The organism is Curtobacterium sp. 'Ferrero' (assembly GCF_002412165.1).
In the GTDB taxonomy this organism is placed as follows: Bacteria; Actinomycetota; Actinomycetes; order Actinomycetales; family Microbacteriaceae; genus Curtobacterium.
In genome coordinates, this window is record NZ_NXIA01000002.1 from 1 (window position 1) to 20,517 (window position 20,517).

Here is a 20,517-nt window from a genome sequence, read left to right on the forward strand (position 1 = left end):
CCGACCAGATCGAACGCACCATGCGGCTGCTGGGCGTGGCCTCCCTCGACGAACTCGAACCCGCCCACGTCACCCAACTCCGACGACTCACCCCCAGGACCTGACCCGAACGGTTCCCCACGAACCCCGGCGCCCGTCGACGATCCCCCGAGGACGGGCGCCGGTCCTCGAGCCGTGCCGTCCGGCCGGTTCCCGCTTCAACGGAGAGGCACCACACGATGCTGTCCCAGATCACGCACACACCACCGAGCGGGACGGGCGACGGGCGCCAGACGCCGTCGCGCCGCTCCCGCTTCCGGTCCGCCGTCGCCGTCGCCACCGTGGCAGCCGTCGCGACCGGACTCGCCCTCGCCGGGGGTGCCGCACCGGCATCCGCCGCCAGCACGGTCTCCGTGACGAGCACCTACGGCACGAACGCCGGCACCCTGAGCGGCGACGAACTCCTCAACGGGTCGCAGGGCGGGTACAACGTCACGAAGAACCTGCACCTCAACCCGGTGAACTCCGGCAAGTACGCGTCCACGGGCCTCCGACAGGTCCGGGTCGACCACATCTTCGACGACGACTTCTACCACGTGGCCAGCCGGGACAGCTCCGGCAACCTGAAGCTCGACTTCACCAAGCTCGACGCCGTGGTGCTGCCCCTGTTCAAGGAGGGCATGAAGCCGTTCTTCTGCCTGAGCTACACCCCGGGCGTGCTCAACTCGAACAAGTTCGCGGCACCGTCCAGCCTCACCGACTGGAGCACCCTCGTCCAGGGCACCGTCGCGCACTACAAGGCCCTCGGCTACACCGGGTTGAACTGGGAGGTCTGGAACGAGCCCGACGGGAACTTCTGGCAGTCGGGGCAGCAGTCCTTCGACAACCTCTACGCGGCCTCCGCGCAGGCCGTGAAGGCCGCCGACTCGACCGCGCAGATCGGCGGGCCCGCCCCGTACAACGTGAACGGGCAGTTCATGTCCGACTTCCTGAACTACATCGCCGCCAACCCGACCGTGCCGTTCGACTTCGTGTCGTGGCACGACTACGGCGGGTACGACTTCTCGTCGGCGACGAACGTCGCGAACATGCTCTCGACGCGCAAGATCCCGGCGAAGAAGGAGTACATCACCGAGTGGAACTCGACGGCGGCGTTCGGCACCGCGCCGGGTGAGGGCGTGGACACGAACGGACTCGCCTCGTACGCGGCACGGCGGATGACCTCGGCGCTCAGCCAGCCGAACCTGTCCGGCGTGTTCTTCTTCAGCCCGCTCGAGGGGTACAACCCCACGGCGGACTTCTCGAGCGACCTCGGGCTGTACACGATCGACGAGCACCGCAAGGCCGTCGCGAACGTGTTCGACATGATCAACCAGATGCCGAGCACCGTGCTGCAGTCGACCGTCAGCGGCGCCCCGACGGACCGCTCGGTCGGAGCGGTGGCGACCGGTGACACGACCGCGAAGTCGACGGCGTTCCTCGCGTGGAACGACGGCACCGACACGTCGACCGTCCAGCTGACCGCGAACTCGCTGCCGTACGGGTCGTCGAACTACAAGGTGACCCGGTACGACGTCAACGCCACGTCGGGCAACTACTACTCGACCTGGGCGGCGGGCACCAAGAACCTCGCAGTCGCCGCCAACGAGTACCTCAGTCCGACCAGCGTGACGGTCAACGGTGCGGCATCGTCGTGGAACACCACCCTGTCGATGCCGGCGAACTCGGTGACGCTCGTCGTGCTCACGCCGACGACGGACGCCACGGGGACCAAGGCCCAGACCGCTCCGCCGACCACGGCCGACGTCGCCCGGGGCTCGACCGTCACCAGCTCCTCGAGCTACACCGGCGGAGGCTGGTCGCCGGCAAACCTGGTCGACGGCCGACGCCACACGTTCGACGAGAGCGACGCGAACGGCATCACGCAGGGGTTCACGTCGGCGGCCCACGCGACCGCGGCCGCCACCGAGTGGGTGCAGACCGACCTCGGTTCCGCGAAGCCCTTCGACACCGTCACGCTCTGGCCGCGGGACGACCAGGCGGCGGACGGGGCGTCGTTCCCCGTCGACTTCACCATCGCCGGGTCGAACGACGGGAGCTCCTGGACGTCGCTGGTGAGCAAGACCGGGTACAAGGCCGGCACCGCCGTGTCCGGACCCCAGGTGTTCTCCGTCGGGTCGCAGAACTACCGGTACGTCCGCGTGACCGCCACGAAGCTCGGACTGCCCGTGCTCGAGGGCTCGTCGAACGTGTACCGGCTGCAGCTCGCCGAGCTCGAGGTGAACCAGGAAGGCCTGGCGAACCCCGGGTTCGAGAGCGGTGACCTGTCGTCGTGGTCGGTCGAGGGGTCGGCGTCGGTCAGTTCCGACGTCCCGTTCAGTGGCAACGACGCGGCGACGTTCACCGGTGCCGGTCGCGGGGTGTTCCAGGTGGTGTCCGGCCTCCAGCCGAACACGACCTACACCTTCGGCGGGTTCGTGAAGTCCGGCGCCGCGGGTGACCCCGTCTACCTCGGCGTGAAGAACTACGGCGGCACCGAGACCTCGGTCCCGGTGACGAGCACGGTCTACGAGCAGGCATGGGTGACGTTCACCACCGGGGCGAACTCCACCTCGGCGCTGGTGTACGTCTACAAGAACAGCGGCACCGCCCAGGCCTGGTTCGACGACGCGGTCCTCGCCAAGCAGTGACCGTCGACGACCGACCGCCGGCACGGGGTGTGGCGGTGGTCGGGGTCGGGGACCGCGTGAGCGGTCCCCGACCGTGGGTGCCGAGGGCATCGGGGCTCTCGGCACCCATTCGGATGGTGACCCGCACAGAAGACGTCGAAGGTCCCGACTACCGTGACACCCATGCAGCCGCTCGCTCCCGGGTCCCTCCGCATCCTGCACCTCTCCGACACACACCTCACCGGTGACGGTGCGCTCCACCAGGGCTCGACCGACACCACCGCCGCGCTCGAGGCCGTGCTCGCCTCGGCCGAGGGGGTCCCCGACGTCGGCCTCGTGGTCGTGTCGGGGGACGTCTCCGAGGACGGCTCGCGGGAGTCGTACGCGGCGGTGCGCGACCTCGTGGGCGGCTGGGCGGAACGGCACGGCACCGCGTTCGTCACGGTCCCCGGGAACCACGACCTGCGGGAGGGCTTCCGCGGGGCCCTCGCGAACGGTCACGTCCTCGGCGAGGGCGGACGGCCGCTCGCGCACACGATGGAGCACCTGCCCCCGACGGTGCCGGTGTCGGGACGGTCCGTCGTCGCCGGGCGCCGGATCGTGACGGTCGACACGAGCGTCCCCGGCGCCGGGTACGGCGAGGTGTCCGAGCACGCGCTCGAACGGCTGCGCGCCGCTCTCGGCAGCGAGGACGCTCCGGGCGGGTCCGTCGTCGTCCTCCACCATCCGCCCCTGCCGGCGCCGACGGCCCTGCACGACGCGCTGCGGCTCCGCAACCCGGAGGCCCTGGCGGCCGTGCTCCGGGACTCCGACGTGCGGGTCGTCCTCGGTGGTCACCAGCACCACCACGCTGTCGGGAGCCTCGCCGGCGTCCCGGTCCTCGTCGCCCCGGCCGTGGCCAACGACACGGACGTCGTCGGAGCGTACCGCGAGGAGTCCGCGCACATCGACGCCGGGTACCTCGTCGTGGACCTCGCCGAGGACGGCTCGGTCTGGTCGACGCCGGTGCGCGTGCCGCGCCCCGACTCCGACCCGCTCGCGTTCCACCACGACGCCGACACGGTCGCGCGGATCATCGACGCGGCCGGCTGACCGGCGCGCCTCGCGCCCCACGTTCCCCGAGCCGGACGGGAGGCGCGTGGCGGCGCCGCCACGCGCCTCCCGTCCGGCGGTGGGAAGTCCCCCGGACGTGCGGACACCACGCCGGGAGCGCGTGTAGATCTGGTGCAGAACGACTTCGAAGGAGCGCGCCATGCGACACGGCAACGCAGTGCAGTACGACCGCTACGGCGGTTTCGACGTGGTCCAGTTGGTCCCGCAGGAGCGGCCCGACGCCGGCCCCGGTGAGATCGTCGTCGAGGTGGTCGCCGCGGGGCTGAACCACATCGAGCGCTTCCTCCGCGAGGGCAAGCTGCGCGAGTTCATCGAGCTGGACTTCCCGGCCCACCAGGGCGTCGACTTCGCCGGGATCGTGCGCGCCCGGGGCGCGGACGTCAAGGACGTGCGTGTCGGCGACGAGGTCCTCGGGCACGCGCCGCACGGCGGATCGCACGCCAACTGGATCACCGTGCCGCGCGGCGCCGTGATCAAGAAGCCGGAGCACGTCGGGTGGGAGGTCGCCGGCGGACTGTACCTGGCCGGCTGCACGGCCGCGACGATCGTGCGCGGCCTCCGCCTCGGTCCGCAGGACACCGTGGTGATCAGCGCCGCGGCCGGCGGGGTCGGGCACATCCAGTGCCAGCTCGCCCACGACGCCGGCGCGACCGTGATCGCCCTCGGGAGTGCGCGCAACCACGACTACCTCCGGCAGATCGGCACGCTCCCGGTCGTGTACGGCAGCGGAGAAGAGGACCGCATCCGCGAGATCGCCGACGGGCGCCCGATCACGGCGTTCATCGACAACCACGGCGAGTCGGACGCCGAGTCGCTCGCCGAGCGCCTCGGGGTGCCCGCCGAGCGCTTCGTCTCGTCCGAGCAGCGGCGCGACGTCGAGATCCGGTTCCTGCGTGCCCCGGCGGACGACGAGGAGGCACGCGACCTGCTCACCATGCTCACCAAGGCCGTGCAGGACCGTCGCGTCCAGGTGCTCATCTCCGGGTTCTACCCGTTCGAGTACATCGTCGACGCGTACGAGGACCTGGCGCAGATGCAGTCGCGCGGCAAGGTGGTCATCGGCATGCAGACGGTCGAGACCGGCGCGCGCATGGACTGGTACCGGTCCGAGAAGAACCGCGACCTGCGCGATCCGGTCCGCCGGCCGCAGACCGCCGACGCCGGCTGAGCCCGCCTTGCACGAAGGACGTGCCCGGCGCCGCGCCGAGCACGTCCTCCGTCGTGGGCTGCTCGTCGAGCACGCTCGTCGTCGTCGGCTGCTAGCTGAGCACGTCCTTCGTGGCGAAGCGGGAGTAGGCGAGCGCACCGAACACCACCACGTAGCCGAGCTGCAGCACGGCGTTCGACCCGAACGAGTCGAACGCGATCGGATCGCGCAGCAGGTCGCCGAACCCGAGCCACTGGTGCGAGAACAGGTACGGGTGCAGCCAGTCGAGCTGGGGGAGCTGGTCGAGCACCTGCGACACCCCGGCGAGCACCACCGTCGCCGCCATCGCCCCGACCGGCACGGTGGTCAGCGTCGAGGCGAACAGACCGATCGCCGCGAGCCCGAGCATCGACAGCGTGACGTAGCCGGCGAGCAGCAGGGCACGTCCGGCGTACGACCAGCCGTCGACCTGGGTGCCGGACAGCAGTGTCACCGGCCCGATCGGGAACAGCACGGCACCGATCGCGGCGCCGACGAGCACCACCAGGAGCGTCGCCGCCAGGCAGAACGCCACCGTGCCGACGTACTTCACCACGATGAACCGGACCCTTCCCGCCGGCGCGACGAGCAGGTACCGGAGGGTGCCGTGGCTCGCCTCGCCCGCCACGGTGTCCCCGGCGACGACCCCGACGGTCAGGGGCAGGAAGAGCGGGATCGACACCGTCAGTGCGGTGAAGGCGACGAAGAGGCCGTTGTTCGTGATGTCGCCGAGGAAGGCGGGACCGCCGCGGTCGGGTCCGGTGGTGATCCGGACGGCGATCGCGATGAGGACCGGCACGAGCGCGAGCGCGCCGAGCATCGCCCAGGTGCGACGGCGGCGGAACAGCAGCGCGAGTTCGGAGCCGAGCAGCGCGGTGGTCCGGCGGCGTGTGGGCGGTACCGCGGCGGCCGGGCCGACCGGCGTGGTGGTGACCTGGGCGGTGCGGTCAGCCGGCGACATCGAAGCCCTCCCCGGTCAGTGCCACGAAGAGGTCCTCGAGGGTGCCGCCGCCGACCGTCAGACCACGCACGCGCACGTCGGCGCGGACGAGCTCGGCGGTGACGGTCTCGGGCAGCACGTCGGACGGGAGGTCGGCGACGAGGACGTCGGCCCCGCCTTCGTGTCGGGGTGCGAGTCCCATCCGCGTGAGCACGCTCCCCGCCTGGCCGCGGTCGGGCGTACGAACGGTCACGGTCCGGCTGCCGAGCGCACGGAGGTCGTCCAGCGTGCCCTGCGCGACGAGCCGGCCGGTCCGCATGACCCCGGCGTGTGTGCACACCTGCTCGATCTCGGCGAGGAGGTGGCTCGACACGAACACCGTCGTCCCGTCGTCGGCGAGCGACCGGATGAGGTTCCGGACCTCACGGGTGCCCTGTGGGTCGAGGCCGTTCGTCGGTTCGTCGAGCACGAGCAGCTCGCGGGGTGTCAGCAGCGCGTTCGCGAGCCCGAGCCGCTGCTTCATGCCCAGGGAGTAGGCGTGCGCCTTCTTGTCGGCGGCGTGCGTCAGCCCCACCCGGTCGAGTGCGGCGGCGACGCGCTCCCTCCGGGACCGGGGGTCGGACGTGGGGTCGGCGGCGTCGAAGCGCGAGAGGTTCGCGCGGCCGCTCAGGTACGGGTAGAACGCCGGTCCCTCGACCAGGGCGCCCACCTGCGGCAGGACGTCGTGGAGGGCGTCGGGCACCGCCCGGCCGAGCAGCTCGATCGTGCCGTCGGTCGCGCGGGACAGGCCGAGCAGCATCCGGATCGTGGTGGTCTTGCCGGAGCCGTTCGGCCCGAGGAACCCGAACACCGACCCGCGCGGCACGGCGAGGTCGATGCCGTCGACCGCGCGCTGCCGGCGGAACACCTTCGCCAGGCCCGTCGTGCTGATCGCCAGTCCGGGACCGGAGGTCGTCGGCGCGTCGGGAGCGGCCGTCACGCCGGGGGTCGTGCCGTCGCTCACTCGGCGGCGGCGACGAGCGTCGACACCGGGACGGCACCGGCGAAGACACGTCCGTCGTCGGTCAGGTACACCGACACGAGCGACGTCTGCACGGCGCGGCCGCCGTCGACGGCACGGGTGAGCTGGTCGAGGAGTCCGCTCCCGTCGGTGCCGAGGGCCGAGCGGTCGACGGTGCCGGCGGGCAGCTCGACCACCGTGCTCCACCCGGAACCGGTCACGACGGGGCGGTCCGCCGTGGTGCCGTCACCCGGCCGACGGTGGTCGCCGTGGGCGTGCGCACCCCTCGAGCGGTCGGAGAGGTCCTTGGTGGTGACCTTCGCTCCGGACGGCGGGGTGAAGTCGAACAGTCGCGCTGCCGGTGCGCCGTAGTCGAGGCTCGTGAACCCGACGCGGAAGGCCGGCGACGACTGGCCGTCGGCGCGGACGATCACCTGCAGCGGCAGGCCGGTCTGCTGGTCGACGGCGAGCTCGACGGACCCGACGAGGGTGCCCGACCCCTTCGGCGTCAGGGTGACCGCCCAGGCGTCGTGTCCGGCGACACGGGTGGTGGTCGGCTTCGACACGGTCGTGGTCGGCGTGATCGCGTCGACGGCGCGTTGCGCGAGCTCGGACGGCGTCACGGTGCCGTCCTCCGTGCCGGTCCCCGCAGCCGCGTGGTCGGGGAGGACGACGTGCGTGGCCTCGCGCGCCTTCGAGTCCCAGGTCCAGACGTCGGACCCGTTGCGGACGAGGTCCTGCTCGGCGAGCTGCTCGGTGACCTGTACCCGCTGCCGGTCGGCGCCGTCGACGTACACCCGGGCGGTGTGCGGGGCGGTGAGCAGGCTGAGCGCGTCGGACGCGACGCCCTGCAACGACGACCCGCCGGACCCGGCGGGGAGCTCGGGGAGACCGAGGTCGCTCGTCTGCTCGAGCTTGCCCGAGTACTGCGCGTCCGACGACCGCGCGATGCTGGCGATCACCTGCGCGGCGGTCGGGTGCGCGCCCGCGATCGGGGTGCTCGCGGCGTTCGCGATGACCGGGGCGGCGACCGCTCCGGCGACGACGACCGGCGCGATGACGGCGGGCAACCAGGCTGACTTCTTCATCGGGACCCCCTGGGCGGAGCGAGCTGGGTGGTGCGTGCGGGACGGCAGCACCGTACGTCCGACAACCGACAGAACGCTGGGCATCGCCGACCTCCCTAGACTTCTCGCGCGGACGCGGACGCGGTCCGCGCCGGACGGCGAAGGAGACGGCATGCGGGCGGTGCTCGGAGTGGACATCGGCACGTCGAGCACCAAGGCGCTGCTCGCTCGGCTCGACGGGACGATCCTCGCCGAGTCGAGCCGCGCGCACGAGGTCGACCGGCCGGAGCAGGGGCTCGTCGAGATGGACGGTGACTCGTGGTGGGCCGAGTTCGCGGAGCTCACCCGCGAACTGCTGCACGCCGTCCCGGACGCCGTTGTCGCGGCGGTCGGGGTCAGCGGCATCGGTCCCTGCGTCCTGCTGACCGACGCCGACGACCGACCGTTGCGGCCCGCCGTGCTCTACGGCGTGGACACCCGCACGGCGGACATGCTCGACGAGGTGACGGCCGAGCTCGGTGGCCCCGACGCCGTCCGGGACCGCTGCGGCAGCGCGCTGACCACCCAGGCCGCGGGCGTGAAGCTCGCCTGGCTCGCGCGGAACGAGCCCGACACCTGGGGGCGGGCGGAGCGGTTCACCATGCCGTCGTCCCGGGTCGTCGGCCTGCTGACCGGCGAGTACGTCCTCGACCACCACTCGGCGAGCCAGACGACCCCGCTCTACGACGTGCACGAGCACCGCTGGATCCCCGAGTGGTGCGACGCGCTCGCACCGGGCCTGACCATGCCGCGGCTGGTGTGGTCGGGCGACCGGGCTGGGACGGTGACCGAAGCGGCGGCCGCGGCCACGGGCCTCCCGGCCGGCATCCCGGTGACCGCCGGGGCCATCGACGCCTGTGCCGAGGGAGTGAGCGTCGGCGAAGCCGTCCCGGGACGCATGTTCCTGCAGTACGGGACGACGATGTTCATGATCGCGCCGACGACCGGCGCGGTCGCGGTGCCGGGGATGTGGACGACCGTCGGGACGCGACCGGGGGAGGCCTGCGTCGCGGGTGGCACCGCGACCTCCGGGGCGATCACCGAGTGGCTGCGACGGCTGTTCCACGGCGACTGGTCGACGATGCTCGAGGAGGCCGAGGCCTCGGGCCCCGGCGCGAACGGGCTGCTCATGCTGCCCTACTTCGCGGGGGAGCGGACACCGATCGCGGACCCGCACGCGCGTGGGGTGGTGGCCGGGCTGACGGTCCGACACACCCGGGGCGACCTCTTCCGGGCAGCCCTCGAGGCGACGGCCTACGCGGTCCGCCACAACCTCGAGACGCTCGCGGCGGCCGGCGTCGAGGTCCGCGAGCTCGTGGGGGCGGGTGGTGGCCTCCGCGGTTCGCTCTGGCCGAGCATCGTGTCCGACGTCACCGGGTTGCCGCAGACCGTGCCCAGCGTGACGGTGGGGGCGTGCTTCGGGTCGGCGTTCCTCGCGGCGGGGCTCGTCGCCGACGTCGACATCGCGACGTGGAACCCGCCCGACCGGGTCATCCGTCCCGATCCCGAGGCGCACCGCTTCCACGAGGCCGGGTACCGCGACTTCCGCGACCTCTACGACGCCACGGCCGCGGTCGTGCACCGACTGGCCCGGCGGGCGGCTCCGCCCCGCTGACGGAGCCGCCCACCGGCGACGCTCAGGAGCGCCGGGACGGGATGATCGAGACCTTGACGCTCGCGCCTGCCGAGTCGCCGACCAGGTCGAGCGCCTCCTGGAAGTCCTCCAGCGCGAACTGGTGGGTGCAGATCTCCGACATCGGCAGGGTCTCCGACTCGAGGAGCTTGATCGCGGCCGGCCAGGTGTGCGGTCCGAGGTGCGCGCCGCGGACGTCGAGCTCCTTGTCGTCCGAGATGATCGACCAGTCCACGGAGACGTTGTCCTTGAAGACCGAGTACTCGACGAACGTGCCGAGCTTGCGCAGGATGTTGAGGCCCTGCGGCACGGCCGACGGGTGGCCGGTCGCCTCGATGTAGACGTCGGCGCCGTACCCGTCGGTGAGTTCCTTGACGCGGGCGACGGCGTCCTCCTCGGCGATGTTGATCACGATGTCCGCGCCGACCTTGCGGGCGAGCTCGAGCTTCTCCGGCACGACGTCGAGGGCGATGATCCGGAGGGGGTTCTTCTGCCGGGTGCCGGCGATCGCGGAGAGGCCGATCGGGCCCGCGCCGGCGATCACGACCGTGTCGCCGAACTTGATGTCACCGCGCTCGACGGCGTGGAAGGCGCAGGACAGCGGCTCGGCGAACGCGGCGACCTGCCCGGGGAGGTCGCTCGACACGGGATGGGTGAGTGCCTTGGACGGCACGAGGACGTACTCGGCCATCGCGCCGTCGTAGCCCTTGAAGCCGAACATGTCGTGGACGTTGCACATCCAGTAGATGCCCTCGAGGCAGTAGCGGCACTCCCAGCACGGCACGATCTGCTCACAGGCGATGCGGTCGCCGAGCGACACCTTGCGCTTGGCGAGCGCGTCGTCGTCGCCCGCGATGATCGTGCCGACGAACTCGTGCCCGGGGATCCGGTCGGTCTCGGCCCACGCCGGCCGGTTCTCGTCGCCCCAGAACTTCGCGGCGCCGTGGTAGCACTTCAGGTCCGATGCGCAGATCCCGACCGCGTCGGTGCGGAGGAGCAGCTCGCCGGGTCCGGGCGTCGGGACGGGGCGCTCCTCGAGCCGGTAGTCGCCGGGGCCGTGGACCACGACGGCGCGCATGGTCGCCGGGATGGTCTCGGAGCCGCTGCTCTTTGGGGTCTCGGTCGTCGTGGACATGAGGATCTCCAGGGGTCGTGAGTCTCGCCGCGTCATCGCGGCGAGGGCGACACTACGCGACGCAGAACAAAAGTCAAGAACAAGATTTCTGTGAGCGGGTCAGGGTGTTCGAACCTGGCGAATCCGGCGCGTCCACTTGCAGAAATTTCGTCACGCACATAATTTCTGCTTTGCACCACGCTGTGTGGTGCCGGTCCGCATCCCGACGGACCGACGCAACGGAGCGATTCACGAGGAGCACGCGATGACGCGAGCCGACCACAGGACCGGGCATCCCGACGCGACCCGGGCCGCCACCAGCCTCCCGGGCTGCCGCGCGGCCCGAGCCGTCCGAGACGGGGCCGTCCGATGACCGCCACCGGCGCGGTCCAGCCGGTGCGGAACCGCCGGGCCGTCAAGCGCATCGTCCTCGTCGCGGTCGTCCTCGTCGTCGTCATCGCCATGGCGCTCTCGGTCAAGGTGGTCGGCAAAGGCTCGACGGTCGGCGCCGGCCCCGCCGCGTTCTCCGCGTCCGCCTGGGGGAAGACCAACTTCCCGAAGGTCCAGGCGGCGATCGCGAAGCGCGCCGTCCCCGCGACCGAGCTCGCACCGGCGATCATCGCCGACTCCACCGCGGCGACGAAGAAGTACGGCGTCGACGCCGGCACCGGGCCGGAGTTCGCGACCACCTTCACCGGCACGGTCGGCGCTCCGCAGGACGGCATCTACCCGGTCACGGTCTCCGGTCTCCCGAGCGGGCTGCTGATCCGCATCCAGACCGGCCCGGCGATCAACGGCACCGACCTGCGCGACGCCCCGGGGACGATCGAGTTCGGTCAGTTCACGAACCAGATCGACTACCAGAACGCGGGCGCGGCGCTCAACGACCAGCTGAAGAAGCAGGTGCTCGCGAAGGTGGACACCACTTCGCTCGAGGGCAAGAAGGTCACCGTCACCGGTGCGTTCCAGCTGATCAACCCGAAGGGCTGGCTCGTCACGCCGTCCGCACTGGAGGTGGACGGATGAGCGCCCACGACGCGATCGGGACGGTCGTCCTCGAGGCGACCGACGTCGTGAAGACGTACGGTGCGACCCGAGCGCTCAAGGGGGTGGCGTTCGCGGTGCACCGCGGGCAGGTCACAACGCTGTTCGGGGAGAACGGGGCGGGCAAGTCGACGCTCATGAAGATCCTGTCCGGCGTCGAGCAGCCCACCTCCGGGACCCTCACACTGCACGGCGAGCCGGTGTCCTTCGCCGACACGGTGGACGCCCGCGAGCACGGCATCTCGATCATCCACCAGGAGCTGAGCCTCGCCCCCAACCTCACGGTGCGCGACAACATCTTCATGGGGCGTGAGCTGCGCGGACCGACCGGCGTCGACTACGCCGAGGAGGCCCGGCAGGCCGCGGCCGTCCTCGCCGAACTGGGCGAGGACATCGACCCGCTGGCGCTGGTGTCCGACCTGCGCCTCGGCCAGCAGCAGCTCGTCGAGATCGCCCGGGCGCTCTCGGTCGACGCGCGGATCCTCATCATGGACGAGCCGACGAGCGCGCTCTCGGCGTCCGAGGTCGAGGTGCTCTTCACGGTCGTCCGCGACCTCAAGGCCCGTGGCGTGTCGATCGTCTACATCTCGCACCACCTCGAGGAGGCCCTCGAGATCACCGACCACGCCGTCGTGCTCCGCGACGGATCGGTCACCGCGACGGCCCGGCGTGCGGACATCGACCTCGAGTGGGTCGTCCGCGCGATGGTCGGCGAGGGGTTCGACCTCGGTTCGCCGCCCACCGGGTACGAGTTCGGCGCACCAGCGCTCGCCATCGAGGACGTCGTGGTCGCCGACCCGGACGTCCCGGGTCGCAACGTCGTCGACCACGTGTCGCTGTCGGTCCGGAAGGGCGAGATCGTCTGCATCTACGGCCTCATGGGCGCCGGCCGGACCGAGCTGCTCGAGGCAGTCGCCGGACGGACACCCGTCGACGGCGGCGCGATCCGCAAGGGCGACCGCGACCTCGCCGGGCTGTCCATCGCCGAGCGCATCGACGCCGGGCTCGGACTCGTGCCGGAGGACCGGCAGCGCGACGGCCTCGTCCAGACCATGACCGTCGGCTCGAACATGTCCCTGGCGTCCATCGGCGCCTTCGTCAAGGGCCTGTTCCTGTCCGGTCGCCGCGAGGTCGACCTCGTCACCGACTCGATCCGGACCGTCCACGTGAAGACGGCCGGTGGCGGCGCCATGATCGGCTCACTCAGCGGCGGGAACCAGCAGAAGGTCGTCATCGGCAAGATGCTCGCGACCGACCCCGACGTCATCCTGCTCGACGAACCGAGCCGGGGCATCGACATCGGGGCCAAGGCAGAGGTCTTCCGGCTGCTCGCCGAGCGTGCCCGGCAGGGTCTCGCCGTCGTCTACACCACCTCAGAGGTCGGCGAGTGCCTGAGCATCGCCCACCGCATCGTCGTCATGAGCCGCGGGCGGATCGCCGCCGAGTTCGGTTCGGACGTGACCAAGGAAGCGATCATGGCCGCCTCGGGCGAAGCCGTGGTCGCGTGACCGCCAGGAACGGAACAGCAATGACCACCACGACCGCCGGTCAGCGGCGCCCCGCCCTCTTCGCCGACGGGTTCAGCGTCGGACGCCTCCTGCTGCAGGGGCGCGCCTACTTCGCCCTCGTCGTCATCATCGTCGTCTTCTCGATCCTGTCGCCGAACTACTTCACGGTGAGCAACCTCCTGACGATGTCGTCGCACGTCGCCGTGTACGCCATCCTCGCGCTCGGCATGCTCCTGGTCATCCTCAACGGCGGCATCGACCTGTCCGTCGGCTCCACGCTCGGCTTCTCGGGGGTGATCGCCGGGTTCCTCATGAAAGGGGTCGCAATCGGCGGGGTCACGCTCTACCCGAAGGTCTGGGTCGTGGTCGTGCTCGCCTGTGCGTCCGGTGCGCTCATCGGCCTCGTCAACGGGGTGCTCGTCGCGCGGTTCAAGGTCGCGCCGTTCGTGGCCACCCTCGGCATGCTGTACGTGGTGCGCGGCATCGGCCTCCTGATGACGAACGGCCTGACCTACAACAACCTCGAGGGGAACGCCGCGCTCGGCAACACCGGGTTCGACTGGCTCGGCTTCAACCGGCTGCTCGGGCTCCCGATCGGTGTGATCGTGATGATCGTCGCCGCCGTCGTCGGATCGCTGCTCCTCAACCGGACCGTCTTCGGCCGCTGGCTGTACGCCTCCGGTGGCAACGAGCGTGCCGCGGAGCTGTCGGGTGTGCCGGTGAAGCGGGTCAAGATCCGCGTCTACGTCCTCTCGGGCCTGTGCGCCGCGATCGCCGGACTCATCCTGTCGTCCGAGCTCACGAGCGCCAGCCCCACGGCCGGCAGCTCCTACGAACTGACCGCGATCGCGGCGGTCGTCATCGGCGGCGCGGCACTGTCCGGCGGCGTCGGCAACGTCCGCGGCACGCTGCTCGGCGCGTTCGTCATCGGCTTCCTGTCCGACGGTCTCGTCATCATCGGCGTCTCGGCCTACTGGCAGACCGTCTTCACCGGCGCCGTCATCGTGTTCGCCGTCCTCCTCAACGCGGTCCAGTACAAGCGTCGTCCGGCACGTGCCGGCGGCGCTGCGGACCCCCGACAGACCTCTCCCACCGACACCCAGCCCCCGGCGGCCGTCGGCGAGAAGACAGCCGTCTGACCCTCCCGTCACACGGTCCACAGCGAAAGGAAACCCCACCATGAACCGCAAGCTCGCAACGGTGCTCGCAGCGGGAGTCGGACTCAGCCTGGTCCTGACCGGCTGCTCCGCCGGCGGTGCCGCGTCCGGCGGCAACGGCTCGTCCAAGAAGGGCGGCCTCATCTCGATCATCGTCAACGACCCGTCGAACCCGTACTGGAAGACGGAGGGCGACGTCGCGTCGGCCGAGGCGAAGTCGCTCGGCTACAAGTCGAACGTCTCGGCGTCGAAGGGTGACACGAACACCGAGAGCAACCTCATCGACACCGCCATCACGAACAAGTCGGTCGCGATCATCCTCGACCCGGCCAACGCGAGCGGGTCGATCGGCGCCGTGAAGAAGGCGGACGCCGCGGGCATCCCGGTGTTCCTCGTGAACGCGGAGATCAACCAGGCCGGACTCGCGAAGGCCCAGCTCGTCTCGAACAACGCCCAGGGCGCAGCCATCGGCGCGCAGCAGTGGGTGAAGTCGATCGGGGACTCCGGCAACTACGCGGAGCTGTTCGGCGCGCCGTCGGACAACAACGCCCAGACCCGGTCCAACGGGTACAAGACCGTCCTCTCCCAGTACCCGGACCTCAAGGAGGTCGCCAAGCAGGTCGCGAACTGGGACCGGACGCAGGGCCACGACAAGACCCAGTCGATCCTCCAGGCCAACCCCGACATCAAGGGCATCATCTCCGGCAACGACGAGATGGCGCTGGGTGCGATCGCGGCCCTCAAGGAGGCCGGGAAGCTCGACCAGGTCAAGGTCGGCGGCTTCGACGGTTCGCCGGACGCGGTCGACGCCGTGAAGGCGGGCGAGCTGCAGTACACCGTGCTCCAGCCGGTGGCGACGTTCGCCAAGAAGGCCGTGCAGGAGGCCGACGAGTACCTCCGCACGGGCAAGACCGGCGCGGCGCAGGAGAAGCAGGCGTTCGACTGCGTGCTCATCACCAAGGAGAACGCGGACAAGGTGACCTCGCCGTTCACCCTCTCCGAGTGACGCGCCCCTGACCGCGGACGACGGCCCCGGTCCCGCACCCAGTGGTGCGGGCCGGGGCCGTCGCACGTTGTGCGCCGGCCGAGCAGGTGACGCAGCGGCGCGGCGGCTGCTGACGGACCGCGCGAGTCGACCGTCGACACCACGAAGGACCGGCCGCAGCGATCCCCTGTCGCTGCGGCCGGTCCTGATCGGTCGGTCCTCCCGTGGTCGGTCCTCAGCCGGCGGCGGACGCCCCCGCGTCGATGCCCGAGGGCGACGAGCCGTCGTACCCGCAGATGGCGGCGACCTTCTCCGCGCTCGCCGACGTCGGGTCGAACTCGTAGCCGAGCCACTCCCGGACGAGGCGTCGGGCGAGCTCGACGCCGATCACGCGCTGACCGAGGCACAGCACCTGCGCGTCGTTGGAGAGCACCGAGCGCTCGACGCTGAACGAGTCGTGCGCCGTCACCGCACGGATCCCCGGCACCTTGTTCGCGCTGATCGCGACCCCGAGCCCGGTGCCGCACACCAGGACCGCCCGGTCCGCACGGCCGTCCGCGACCATCCGCGCTGCGTCCACGGCCACGTGCGGGTACGCGGTGTGCCCGTCCGCGTCGACGCCGACGTCCTCGACGGACGCCACCCGGTCGTCGGCGAGCAGGTCGCGCTTGATGATCTCCTTGTAGTCGTACCCGGCATCGTCCGAGCCGATCACGATCCTGTGGGTCATGCGTGTGTTCCTTCCTGTCGGTCTGCACGGTCGGCGAGGACCTCGCCGACACGGGTGAGGATCAAGCCCATCGACGTCGCGCCGGCGTCGGGCGTGCCGATGCTCTTCTCCGCGAGCGGCCGCGCCCGTCCGACGCGGGGACGCAGGTCGGCGGTGGCGGCTGCCTCGGTGACGGCGATCGCTGCGGCTGCGCGCCACGCGGTCGCGGTGTCCTGGCCGGCGTCGACGCCCTCGCGGAGGGCGTCGACGAAGGGGAGGAGGGCGTCGAGGAGCGTCTTGTCGCCGCGCGCGGCGCGGCCGAGGTGCACGATCGCGTCGGCGAAGGCCTGCGCGGCGTCGACGACGTCGGCGGGGCGGTACTCGTCACGGTCGTCGCGCAGCGACCGACCGAACGCCTCGAGCGCTGCGCCCCAGAGGACGCCGGAGGTGCCGCCCGCGAACTCGGCCCACGCGTCACCGGCGCGTCCGAGGACGAAGGCGACCCCTGCCTCCCGGTCGAGCCGGTCGACGGCCCGGCGGGCCGCTCCCGATCCCTTGACCATGCCGCGGCCGTGGTCGCCGTCGCCGGCGACGGCGTCGATGCGGCCGAGCTCCTCCTCGTGCTCGCGGAGCAGCGCGTCGACCGCGTCGAACACGGCGCGCGCCGTCGCGGCGGCCTGCCGGGAGGCGGTGGTCGCGTCCGGCACCGCGGTCGCCTCCGCCGCGGCGTCCTCCACCGCGTCGGCCGGGACGAGCGCGGCGACCGGGGCCGCCACCTTGCGGTACGCCGGCGTGTAGGCGTCGGCGCGCCAGTACCGCTCGAGTTCGTCGTCGAGCCACTGCAGGGTCAGCGAGCAGCCGCCCATGTCGAGGCTCGTGACGAGCTCGCCGACCTCGGGTTCGACCACCTCGAGGCCGGCCTCGGTCAGCAGCGGGAGCACCCGGCCCCAGAGCAGGAAGAGCTCCTCGTACTTGGTGTCGCCGAGCCCGTTCAGGATCGGGGCGACGCGGTTCGTGGACCCGGGACGCTCGGTCAGCAGCCGCTCGACGAGCAGCGTCGCGAGCTCGCGCGCCGGCAGCAGGGGGACGTCCTCGATGCCCGGCTCACCGTGGATGCCGAGCCCGAGCCCGAGGTGGCCCGCCGGGACGGTGAAGAGCGGTTCGCCGCCGCCCGGCATCGTGCAGCCCGAGAACGCGACGCCGATGGTCCGGGTGGCGGCGTTGGCGGCGTTGCCGACGCGCTCGACCTCGTCCAACGACGCCCCGGCGGCCGCGGCGGCCCCCATCGCCTTGAAGACCGAGAAGTCACCGGCAATGCCGCGGCGCTGCGGCGGCTCGTCGGCGCTGGCGACGTCGTCGGTCACGACCACGATGCGCGTCGGGATGCCCTCGGCGTTGAGGCGCTCAGCCGCGATCCCGAAGTTCATCACGTCACCGGCGTAGTTCCCGAACGTGAGCACGACGCCGCGGCCCTGGTCGGCGGCCTTCGCGACCGAGTACACCTGGGCGGTCGACGGCGAGGTGAAGACGTTGCCGACGACCGCGCCGGTGGCGAAGCCCGGGCCGACGACGCCGCAGAACGCCGGGTAGTGGCCGGACCCGCCGCCGACGACGACCGCGACCTGCGGGTCGGCGTCGGCGGTGGGGAGCGTCACGACCCCGCCGTGGACCGCGCGCACGCGGTCGGCGTAGAGCGCGGTCCAGCCGGCCAGCTGGTCCTCGGCGAAGTCCTCGGGGTCGTCGTGGATGGTCGTCATCGTGGTGGGGTCCTGTCGGTGGTGGTGGATGGGGGACCGGGCGGCGGCGGGACGGCCGCCACCACCCGGGGTCAGTGCGTCCGGTCGCCCTGCGGGACGCGCAGGAAGTGGATCATCACGAACGCGCAGGCGTAGAGGCCGACGAAGGTCCAGGTGACCGCCTGGCCGCCGCCGCCGAGCGCGAACACCGCCGCGACGACACCGGTGCCGAGGAAAGCAGCGCCGCCTGCCGCCGTCGTGTACATCGCCATCGCGGCTCCCTTGTGGTCCGGGGCGAGCGCGGGCATGATCGCGCCCATCGGCACGAACCCGGCGAGGAGGCAGCCGAACACGCAGCCGGCGACGACGGAGAGCACGTAGCCCCAGTCCGACCCGGCGGGCACGAGCTGCGGCACGTACCACCACGCGACGAGGCCCGTCGCGGACCCGACGATGCCGAACCACTTGACGGTGCGCTGCCAGCCGATGCGGTCGCCGACCCACCCGAACAGGGCGTTCACCAGGATGTTGGTGGCGTAGACGCAGACGGTCATGAGGAGCCAGCGACCCTGGCCCCAGCCGCGGTCCTGGGCGATCACGGCGGGCAGGACGACGAACATCCCGAACTCGGGCGCGGTGTTGATCAGTCGGACGAGGAAGCCCATGAGGACCTTCGGCCGGGTGACGGTGAGGCGGACACCGCTCGTGAGGACGCGCCAGGTGCTCTCGCCCTCCGGTGCGATCCGGCTGAAGCCGTTCGGGAGCCGGACGCCGAAGAGCATGACGAGGAAGCCGATCAGGACGAGCCCGATCGAGGCGATCATCGCGCCGGTCTCCCCACCGGTCCCGCCGCCGAACAGCGGGATCGCGCCGATGGCGAAGAGCGACCCGAGCGTGGGGAGGCCGCCGGTGAACGCGACGTAGAACCAGCCGACCGCGGAGCCGTTCCGCTCGACGGGCGTCGTGATGTTCACCCAGACGAGGAACGCGAACGCGAACAGCGGGTAGCCGAACCCGCGGAGCGCGTACGACACCGCGGCGAAGGGGACGCTGCCGATCGCGAGCGCGACGAGGAAAAGCACCTCGAAGACCACCCAGACGGCGAACCCGAGCACCATCACCCGGCGCGGACCGACGAGGTCGGACAGGGCGCCGGACACGTAGGACCCGATGAGCGCCGCGAGGCTGTAGAACGTCACGATGGTCGCGACCGTCGTCTCGGGGCTGCCGAGCACGGCCACCATGTGCGGCGTGATGAAGTTCGACTCGACGCCGTTGCCCGTCATGAAGACGAGGACCGCGACGAAGCCGAGCGCGAGCGGCCTCGGGATCCCCATCCGGTCCAACCGACCCTCGGTTCGACGTGGTGCCCGCGTGCCGGTCGCACGCTGTGTCGTCGTCGACATCCTCGACTCCTGTGTCCTGGTGGTCTGCGATCGGATCCGACCCTACACCCGTGGAACGTTTGCTCAGAACAGAATTTCCTCAATTCGCGCGGCACGCCGCGTTCCGCCTGTGGCACCGACCCGGACGGGGATACGATCGCGATGTCCGCGCGAACCGATCGCTCGTCGACCGGTGTCGGCGACGCTCCGAAAGGCGATGCCACATGTCCTCCGACCCCCCTGCCTCCCCGACGGAGGCCGGGCGCTCGCGGTTCCCGCTCGACACCGTGTTCCAGGCGGCGCGGATGTACTACCTCGAGGACGCCACGCAGGTCGAGATCGCGGCCCGGCTCGGGGTCTCCCGCCCGACCGTCAGCCGACTCGTCGCCGAGGCCCGTCGGGCGGGGCTCGTCCGCATCGAGGTCGTCGACCCGTTCCAGGACGAGACCGTCGCCCTCGCCGAGCGCCTGCAGGTCGTGCTCGGGTTGCAGTCCGTGCACCTCGCCGCGGTCACCCACCCCGCGACGCTCGGGGTCGACCTCGCCGGACCGATCGCCACCGCGTTCGAGGGCATGGGGCTGGCGCCGGGGGACGCCGTGCTGATGTCGTCGGGGCGGACCGTGTACGACGTCGCCCAGGCGGGGATGCCGCGGCTGTCCGGTGTCCAGCTCGTCCCCACGGTCGGTGGTCAGGCCGACCCGATGCCGTGGTTCCAGACGAACGAGATCACCCGGACCGCCGCCGAGCACTCCGGGGCGATCCCCGCGTTCCTGTTCGCCCAGGCGATCCCGTCAGCCGCGATGCGCGCGACCCTCGACGAGGACCCGGCGTTCCAACACGTCGTCGGACTCTGGGGGAGTGCCAAGGGCGCGGTGCTCGGGATCGGCGCACCGCCGGCCACCCGTGACGCGATCGCGAGGGGAATCCCCGTCCAGGACGCCGCGTTCGACCTCGCGGCGGGCGACGTGTGCCTGAACTTCTTCGCCGCGGACGGGTCCGCGATCGAGTTCCCGGGCAGCGACCGCATGGTCAGGACCTCCCGCGAGGTGCTGGCGGCCGTCCCGCACGCCGTCGGCGTCGCGGTCGGCGAAGCGAAGGTCGCGAGCATCATCGGTGCGGTCCGTGGCCGCCTCGTCAACGAGCTCGTGACGGACGCGGCGACGGCGCGCGCCCTCCTCGACGCGCTCGCCTGACGGCGCGCTCGCGCGGCGGCACGCGCACCGTGGTGACCCACCGGAAGACGCGACCGGCGT

16 protein-coding genes are annotated in these 20,517 nt (G+C 71.5%); 9 read left to right on the top strand and 7 right to left on the bottom strand.

Annotated features, from left to right (window positions below; genetic code table 11):
• Positions 1–218 precede the first annotated feature (218 nt).
• The 3 genes from Csp2054_RS02020 (at position 219) to Csp2054_RS02030 (ending at position 4,929) form a co-directional block, all read left to right on the top strand.
• A complete protein-coding gene (locus Csp2054_RS02020; protein WP_096897657.1) occupies positions 219–2,669 on the top strand; it encodes a GH39 family glycosyl hydrolase in 2,451 nt (816 codons plus the stop codon).
• Positions 2,670–2,831: 162 nt separating this feature from the next.
• On the top strand, positions 2,832–3,740 hold the full coding sequence (locus tag Csp2054_RS02025; protein ID WP_096897658.1) for a metallophosphoesterase: 909 nt from the start codon (positions 2,832–2,834) through the stop codon (positions 3,738–3,740).
• A 160-nt stretch (positions 3,741–3,900) separates the two neighbouring features.
• On the top strand, positions 3,901–4,929 hold the full coding sequence (locus Csp2054_RS02030) for an NADP-dependent oxidoreductase (RefSeq protein ID WP_096897659.1): 1,029 nt from the start codon (positions 3,901–3,903) through the stop codon (positions 4,927–4,929).
• A 91-nt stretch (positions 4,930–5,020) separates the two neighbouring features.
• Here Csp2054_RS02030 and Csp2054_RS02035 read toward each other — a convergent pair whose 3' ends face one another.
• From Csp2054_RS02035 to Csp2054_RS02045, 3 genes are read right to left on the bottom strand one after another with little or no spacing between them, the layout of a single operon-like run.
• Complete coding sequence (locus Csp2054_RS02035) at positions 5,021–5,908, bottom strand: ABC transporter permease (protein WP_255252575.1); 888 nt, start codon at positions 5,906–5,908, stop codon at positions 5,021–5,023.
• Positions 5,895–6,866 (bottom strand): ABC transporter ATP-binding protein, encoded by a 972-nt coding sequence (locus tag Csp2054_RS02040; RefSeq protein ID WP_096897991.1) that lies wholly within the window; start codon positions 6,864–6,866, stop codon positions 5,895–5,897. The genes Csp2054_RS02035 and Csp2054_RS02040 overlap by 14 nt, the downstream gene beginning before the upstream one ends.
• Before the next feature lie 20 nt (positions 6,867–6,886).
• The gene (locus tag Csp2054_RS02045; protein WP_141399087.1) at positions 6,887–7,975 is read right to left on the bottom strand and encodes a LolA family protein; all 1,089 of its coding nucleotides are present in this window, start codon (positions 7,973–7,975) and stop codon (positions 6,887–6,889) included.
• Positions 7,976–8,126: 151 nt separating this feature from the next.
• On the opposite strand from Csp2054_RS02045, the gene Csp2054_RS02050 reads away from it, so the two are divergent.
• On the top strand, positions 8,127–9,608 hold the full coding sequence (locus tag Csp2054_RS02050) for an FGGY-family carbohydrate kinase (protein ID WP_096897661.1): 1,482 nt from the start codon (positions 8,127–8,129) through the stop codon (positions 9,606–9,608).
• A gap of 22 nt (positions 9,609–9,630) precedes the next feature.
• Here the strand turns inward: Csp2054_RS02050 and Csp2054_RS02055 are convergent, their stop codons facing one another.
• Positions 9,631–10,761: a zinc-binding dehydrogenase gene (locus Csp2054_RS02055; protein ID WP_096897662.1), complete on the bottom strand. Its 1,131-nt coding sequence runs from the start codon at positions 10,759–10,761 to the stop codon at positions 9,631–9,633.
• A gap of 348 nt (positions 10,762–11,109) precedes the next feature.
• On the opposite strand from Csp2054_RS02055, the gene Csp2054_RS02060 reads away from it, so the two are divergent.
• From Csp2054_RS02060 to Csp2054_RS02075, 4 genes are read left to right on the top strand one after another with little or no spacing between them, the layout of a single operon-like run.
• Entirely contained in the window at positions 11,110–11,766 is a 657-nt protein-coding gene (locus Csp2054_RS02060; protein WP_096897663.1) for a DUF2291 domain-containing protein, read from the top strand.
• Positions 11,763–13,292: a sugar ABC transporter ATP-binding protein gene (locus Csp2054_RS02065; RefSeq protein WP_096897664.1), complete on the top strand. Its 1,530-nt coding sequence runs from the start codon at positions 11,763–11,765 to the stop codon at positions 13,290–13,292. Before Csp2054_RS02060 ends, Csp2054_RS02065 begins: the two co-directional genes overlap by 4 nt.
• 20 nt (positions 13,293–13,312) lie before the next feature.
• Positions 13,313–14,431 carry an ABC transporter permease gene (locus Csp2054_RS02070; RefSeq protein WP_096897665.1) on the top strand — a complete coding sequence of 373 codons (1,119 nt, stop codon included), beginning with the start codon at positions 13,313–13,315 and terminating at the stop codon, positions 14,429–14,431.
• A 40-nt stretch (positions 14,432–14,471) separates the two neighbouring features.
• Positions 14,472–15,455: a D-ribose ABC transporter substrate-binding protein gene (locus Csp2054_RS02075; RefSeq protein WP_096897666.1), complete on the top strand. Its 984-nt coding sequence runs from the start codon at positions 14,472–14,474 to the stop codon at positions 15,453–15,455.
• A 214-nt stretch (positions 15,456–15,669) separates the two neighbouring features.
• On the opposite strand, the gene Csp2054_RS02080 is transcribed toward Csp2054_RS02075, so the two are convergent.
• The 3 genes from Csp2054_RS02080 to Csp2054_RS02090 form a co-directional block, all read right to left on the bottom strand.
• The gene (locus tag Csp2054_RS02080; protein WP_096897667.1) at positions 15,670–16,164 is read right to left on the bottom strand and encodes a ribose-5-phosphate isomerase; all 495 of its coding nucleotides are present in this window, start codon (positions 16,162–16,164) and stop codon (positions 15,670–15,672) included.
• Complete coding sequence (locus tag Csp2054_RS02085) at positions 16,161–17,900, bottom strand: dihydroxyacetone kinase family protein (protein WP_096897668.1); 1,740 nt, start codon at positions 17,898–17,900, stop codon at positions 16,161–16,163. The genes Csp2054_RS02080 and Csp2054_RS02085 overlap by 4 nt, the downstream gene beginning before the upstream one ends.
• A gap of 71 nt (positions 17,901–17,971) precedes the next feature.
• Positions 17,972–19,216 (bottom strand): RbtT/DalT/CsbX family MFS transporter, encoded by a 1,245-nt coding sequence (locus Csp2054_RS02090; protein ID WP_096897992.1) that lies wholly within the window; start codon positions 19,214–19,216, stop codon positions 17,972–17,974.
• Positions 19,217–19,488: 272 nt separating this feature from the next.
• On the opposite strand from Csp2054_RS02090, the gene Csp2054_RS02095 reads away from it, so the two are divergent.
• Positions 19,489–20,457, top strand: a complete 969-nt coding sequence (locus Csp2054_RS02095; RefSeq protein WP_096897669.1) for a sugar-binding transcriptional regulator — start codon at positions 19,489–19,491, stop codon at positions 20,455–20,457.
• The last annotated feature ends 60 nt before the right edge of the window (positions 20,458–20,517 follow it).

What these genes read in the sequence shown, in the direction of transcription:
- Csp2054_RS02080 (WP_096897667.1), bottom strand. Translation starts at nt 16,164, where the DNA reads ATGACCCACAGGATCGTGATCGGCTCGGACGATGCCGGGTACGACTAC.
- Csp2054_RS02055 (WP_096897662.1), bottom strand. Translation starts at nt 10,761, where the DNA reads ATGTCCACGACGACCGAGACCCCAAAGAGCAGCGGCTCCGAGACCATC.
- Csp2054_RS02095 (WP_096897669.1), top strand. Translation starts at nt 19,489, where the DNA reads ATGTCCTCCGACCCCCCTGCCTCCCCGACGGAGGCCGGGCGCTCGCGG.
- Csp2054_RS02090 (WP_096897992.1), bottom strand. Translation starts at nt 19,216, where the DNA reads ATGGGGATCCCGAGGCCGCTCGCGCTCGGCTTCGTCGCGGTCCTCGTC.
- Csp2054_RS02070 (WP_096897665.1), top strand. Translation starts at nt 13,313, where the DNA reads ATGACCACCACGACCGCCGGTCAGCGGCGCCCCGCCCTCTTCGCCGAC.
- Csp2054_RS02025 (WP_096897658.1), top strand. Translation starts at nt 2,832, where the DNA reads ATGCAGCCGCTCGCTCCCGGGTCCCTCCGCATCCTGCACCTCTCCGAC.
- Csp2054_RS02045 (WP_141399087.1), bottom strand. Translation starts at nt 7,975, where the DNA reads ATGAAGAAGTCAGCCTGGTTGCCCGCCGTCATCGCGCCGGTCGTCGTC.
- Csp2054_RS02085 (WP_096897668.1), bottom strand. Translation starts at nt 17,900, where the DNA reads ATGACGACCATCCACGACGACCCCGAGGACTTCGCCGAGGACCAGCTG.
- Csp2054_RS02030 (WP_096897659.1), top strand. Translation starts at nt 3,901, where the DNA reads ATGCGACACGGCAACGCAGTGCAGTACGACCGCTACGGCGGTTTCGAC.
- Csp2054_RS02065 (WP_096897664.1), top strand. Translation starts at nt 11,763, where the DNA reads ATGAGCGCCCACGACGCGATCGGGACGGTCGTCCTCGAGGCGACCGAC.
- Csp2054_RS02050 (WP_096897661.1), top strand. Translation starts at nt 8,127, where the DNA reads ATGCGGGCGGTGCTCGGAGTGGACATCGGCACGTCGAGCACCAAGGCG.
- Csp2054_RS02075 (WP_096897666.1), top strand. Translation starts at nt 14,472, where the DNA reads ATGAACCGCAAGCTCGCAACGGTGCTCGCAGCGGGAGTCGGACTCAGC.
- Csp2054_RS02020 (WP_096897657.1), top strand. Translation starts at nt 219, where the DNA reads ATGCTGTCCCAGATCACGCACACACCACCGAGCGGGACGGGCGACGGG.
- Csp2054_RS02060 (WP_096897663.1), top strand. Translation starts at nt 11,110, where the DNA reads ATGACCGCCACCGGCGCGGTCCAGCCGGTGCGGAACCGCCGGGCCGTC.
- Csp2054_RS02035 (WP_255252575.1), bottom strand. Translation starts at nt 5,908, where the DNA reads ATGTCGCCGGCTGACCGCACCGCCCAGGTCACCACCACGCCGGTCGGC.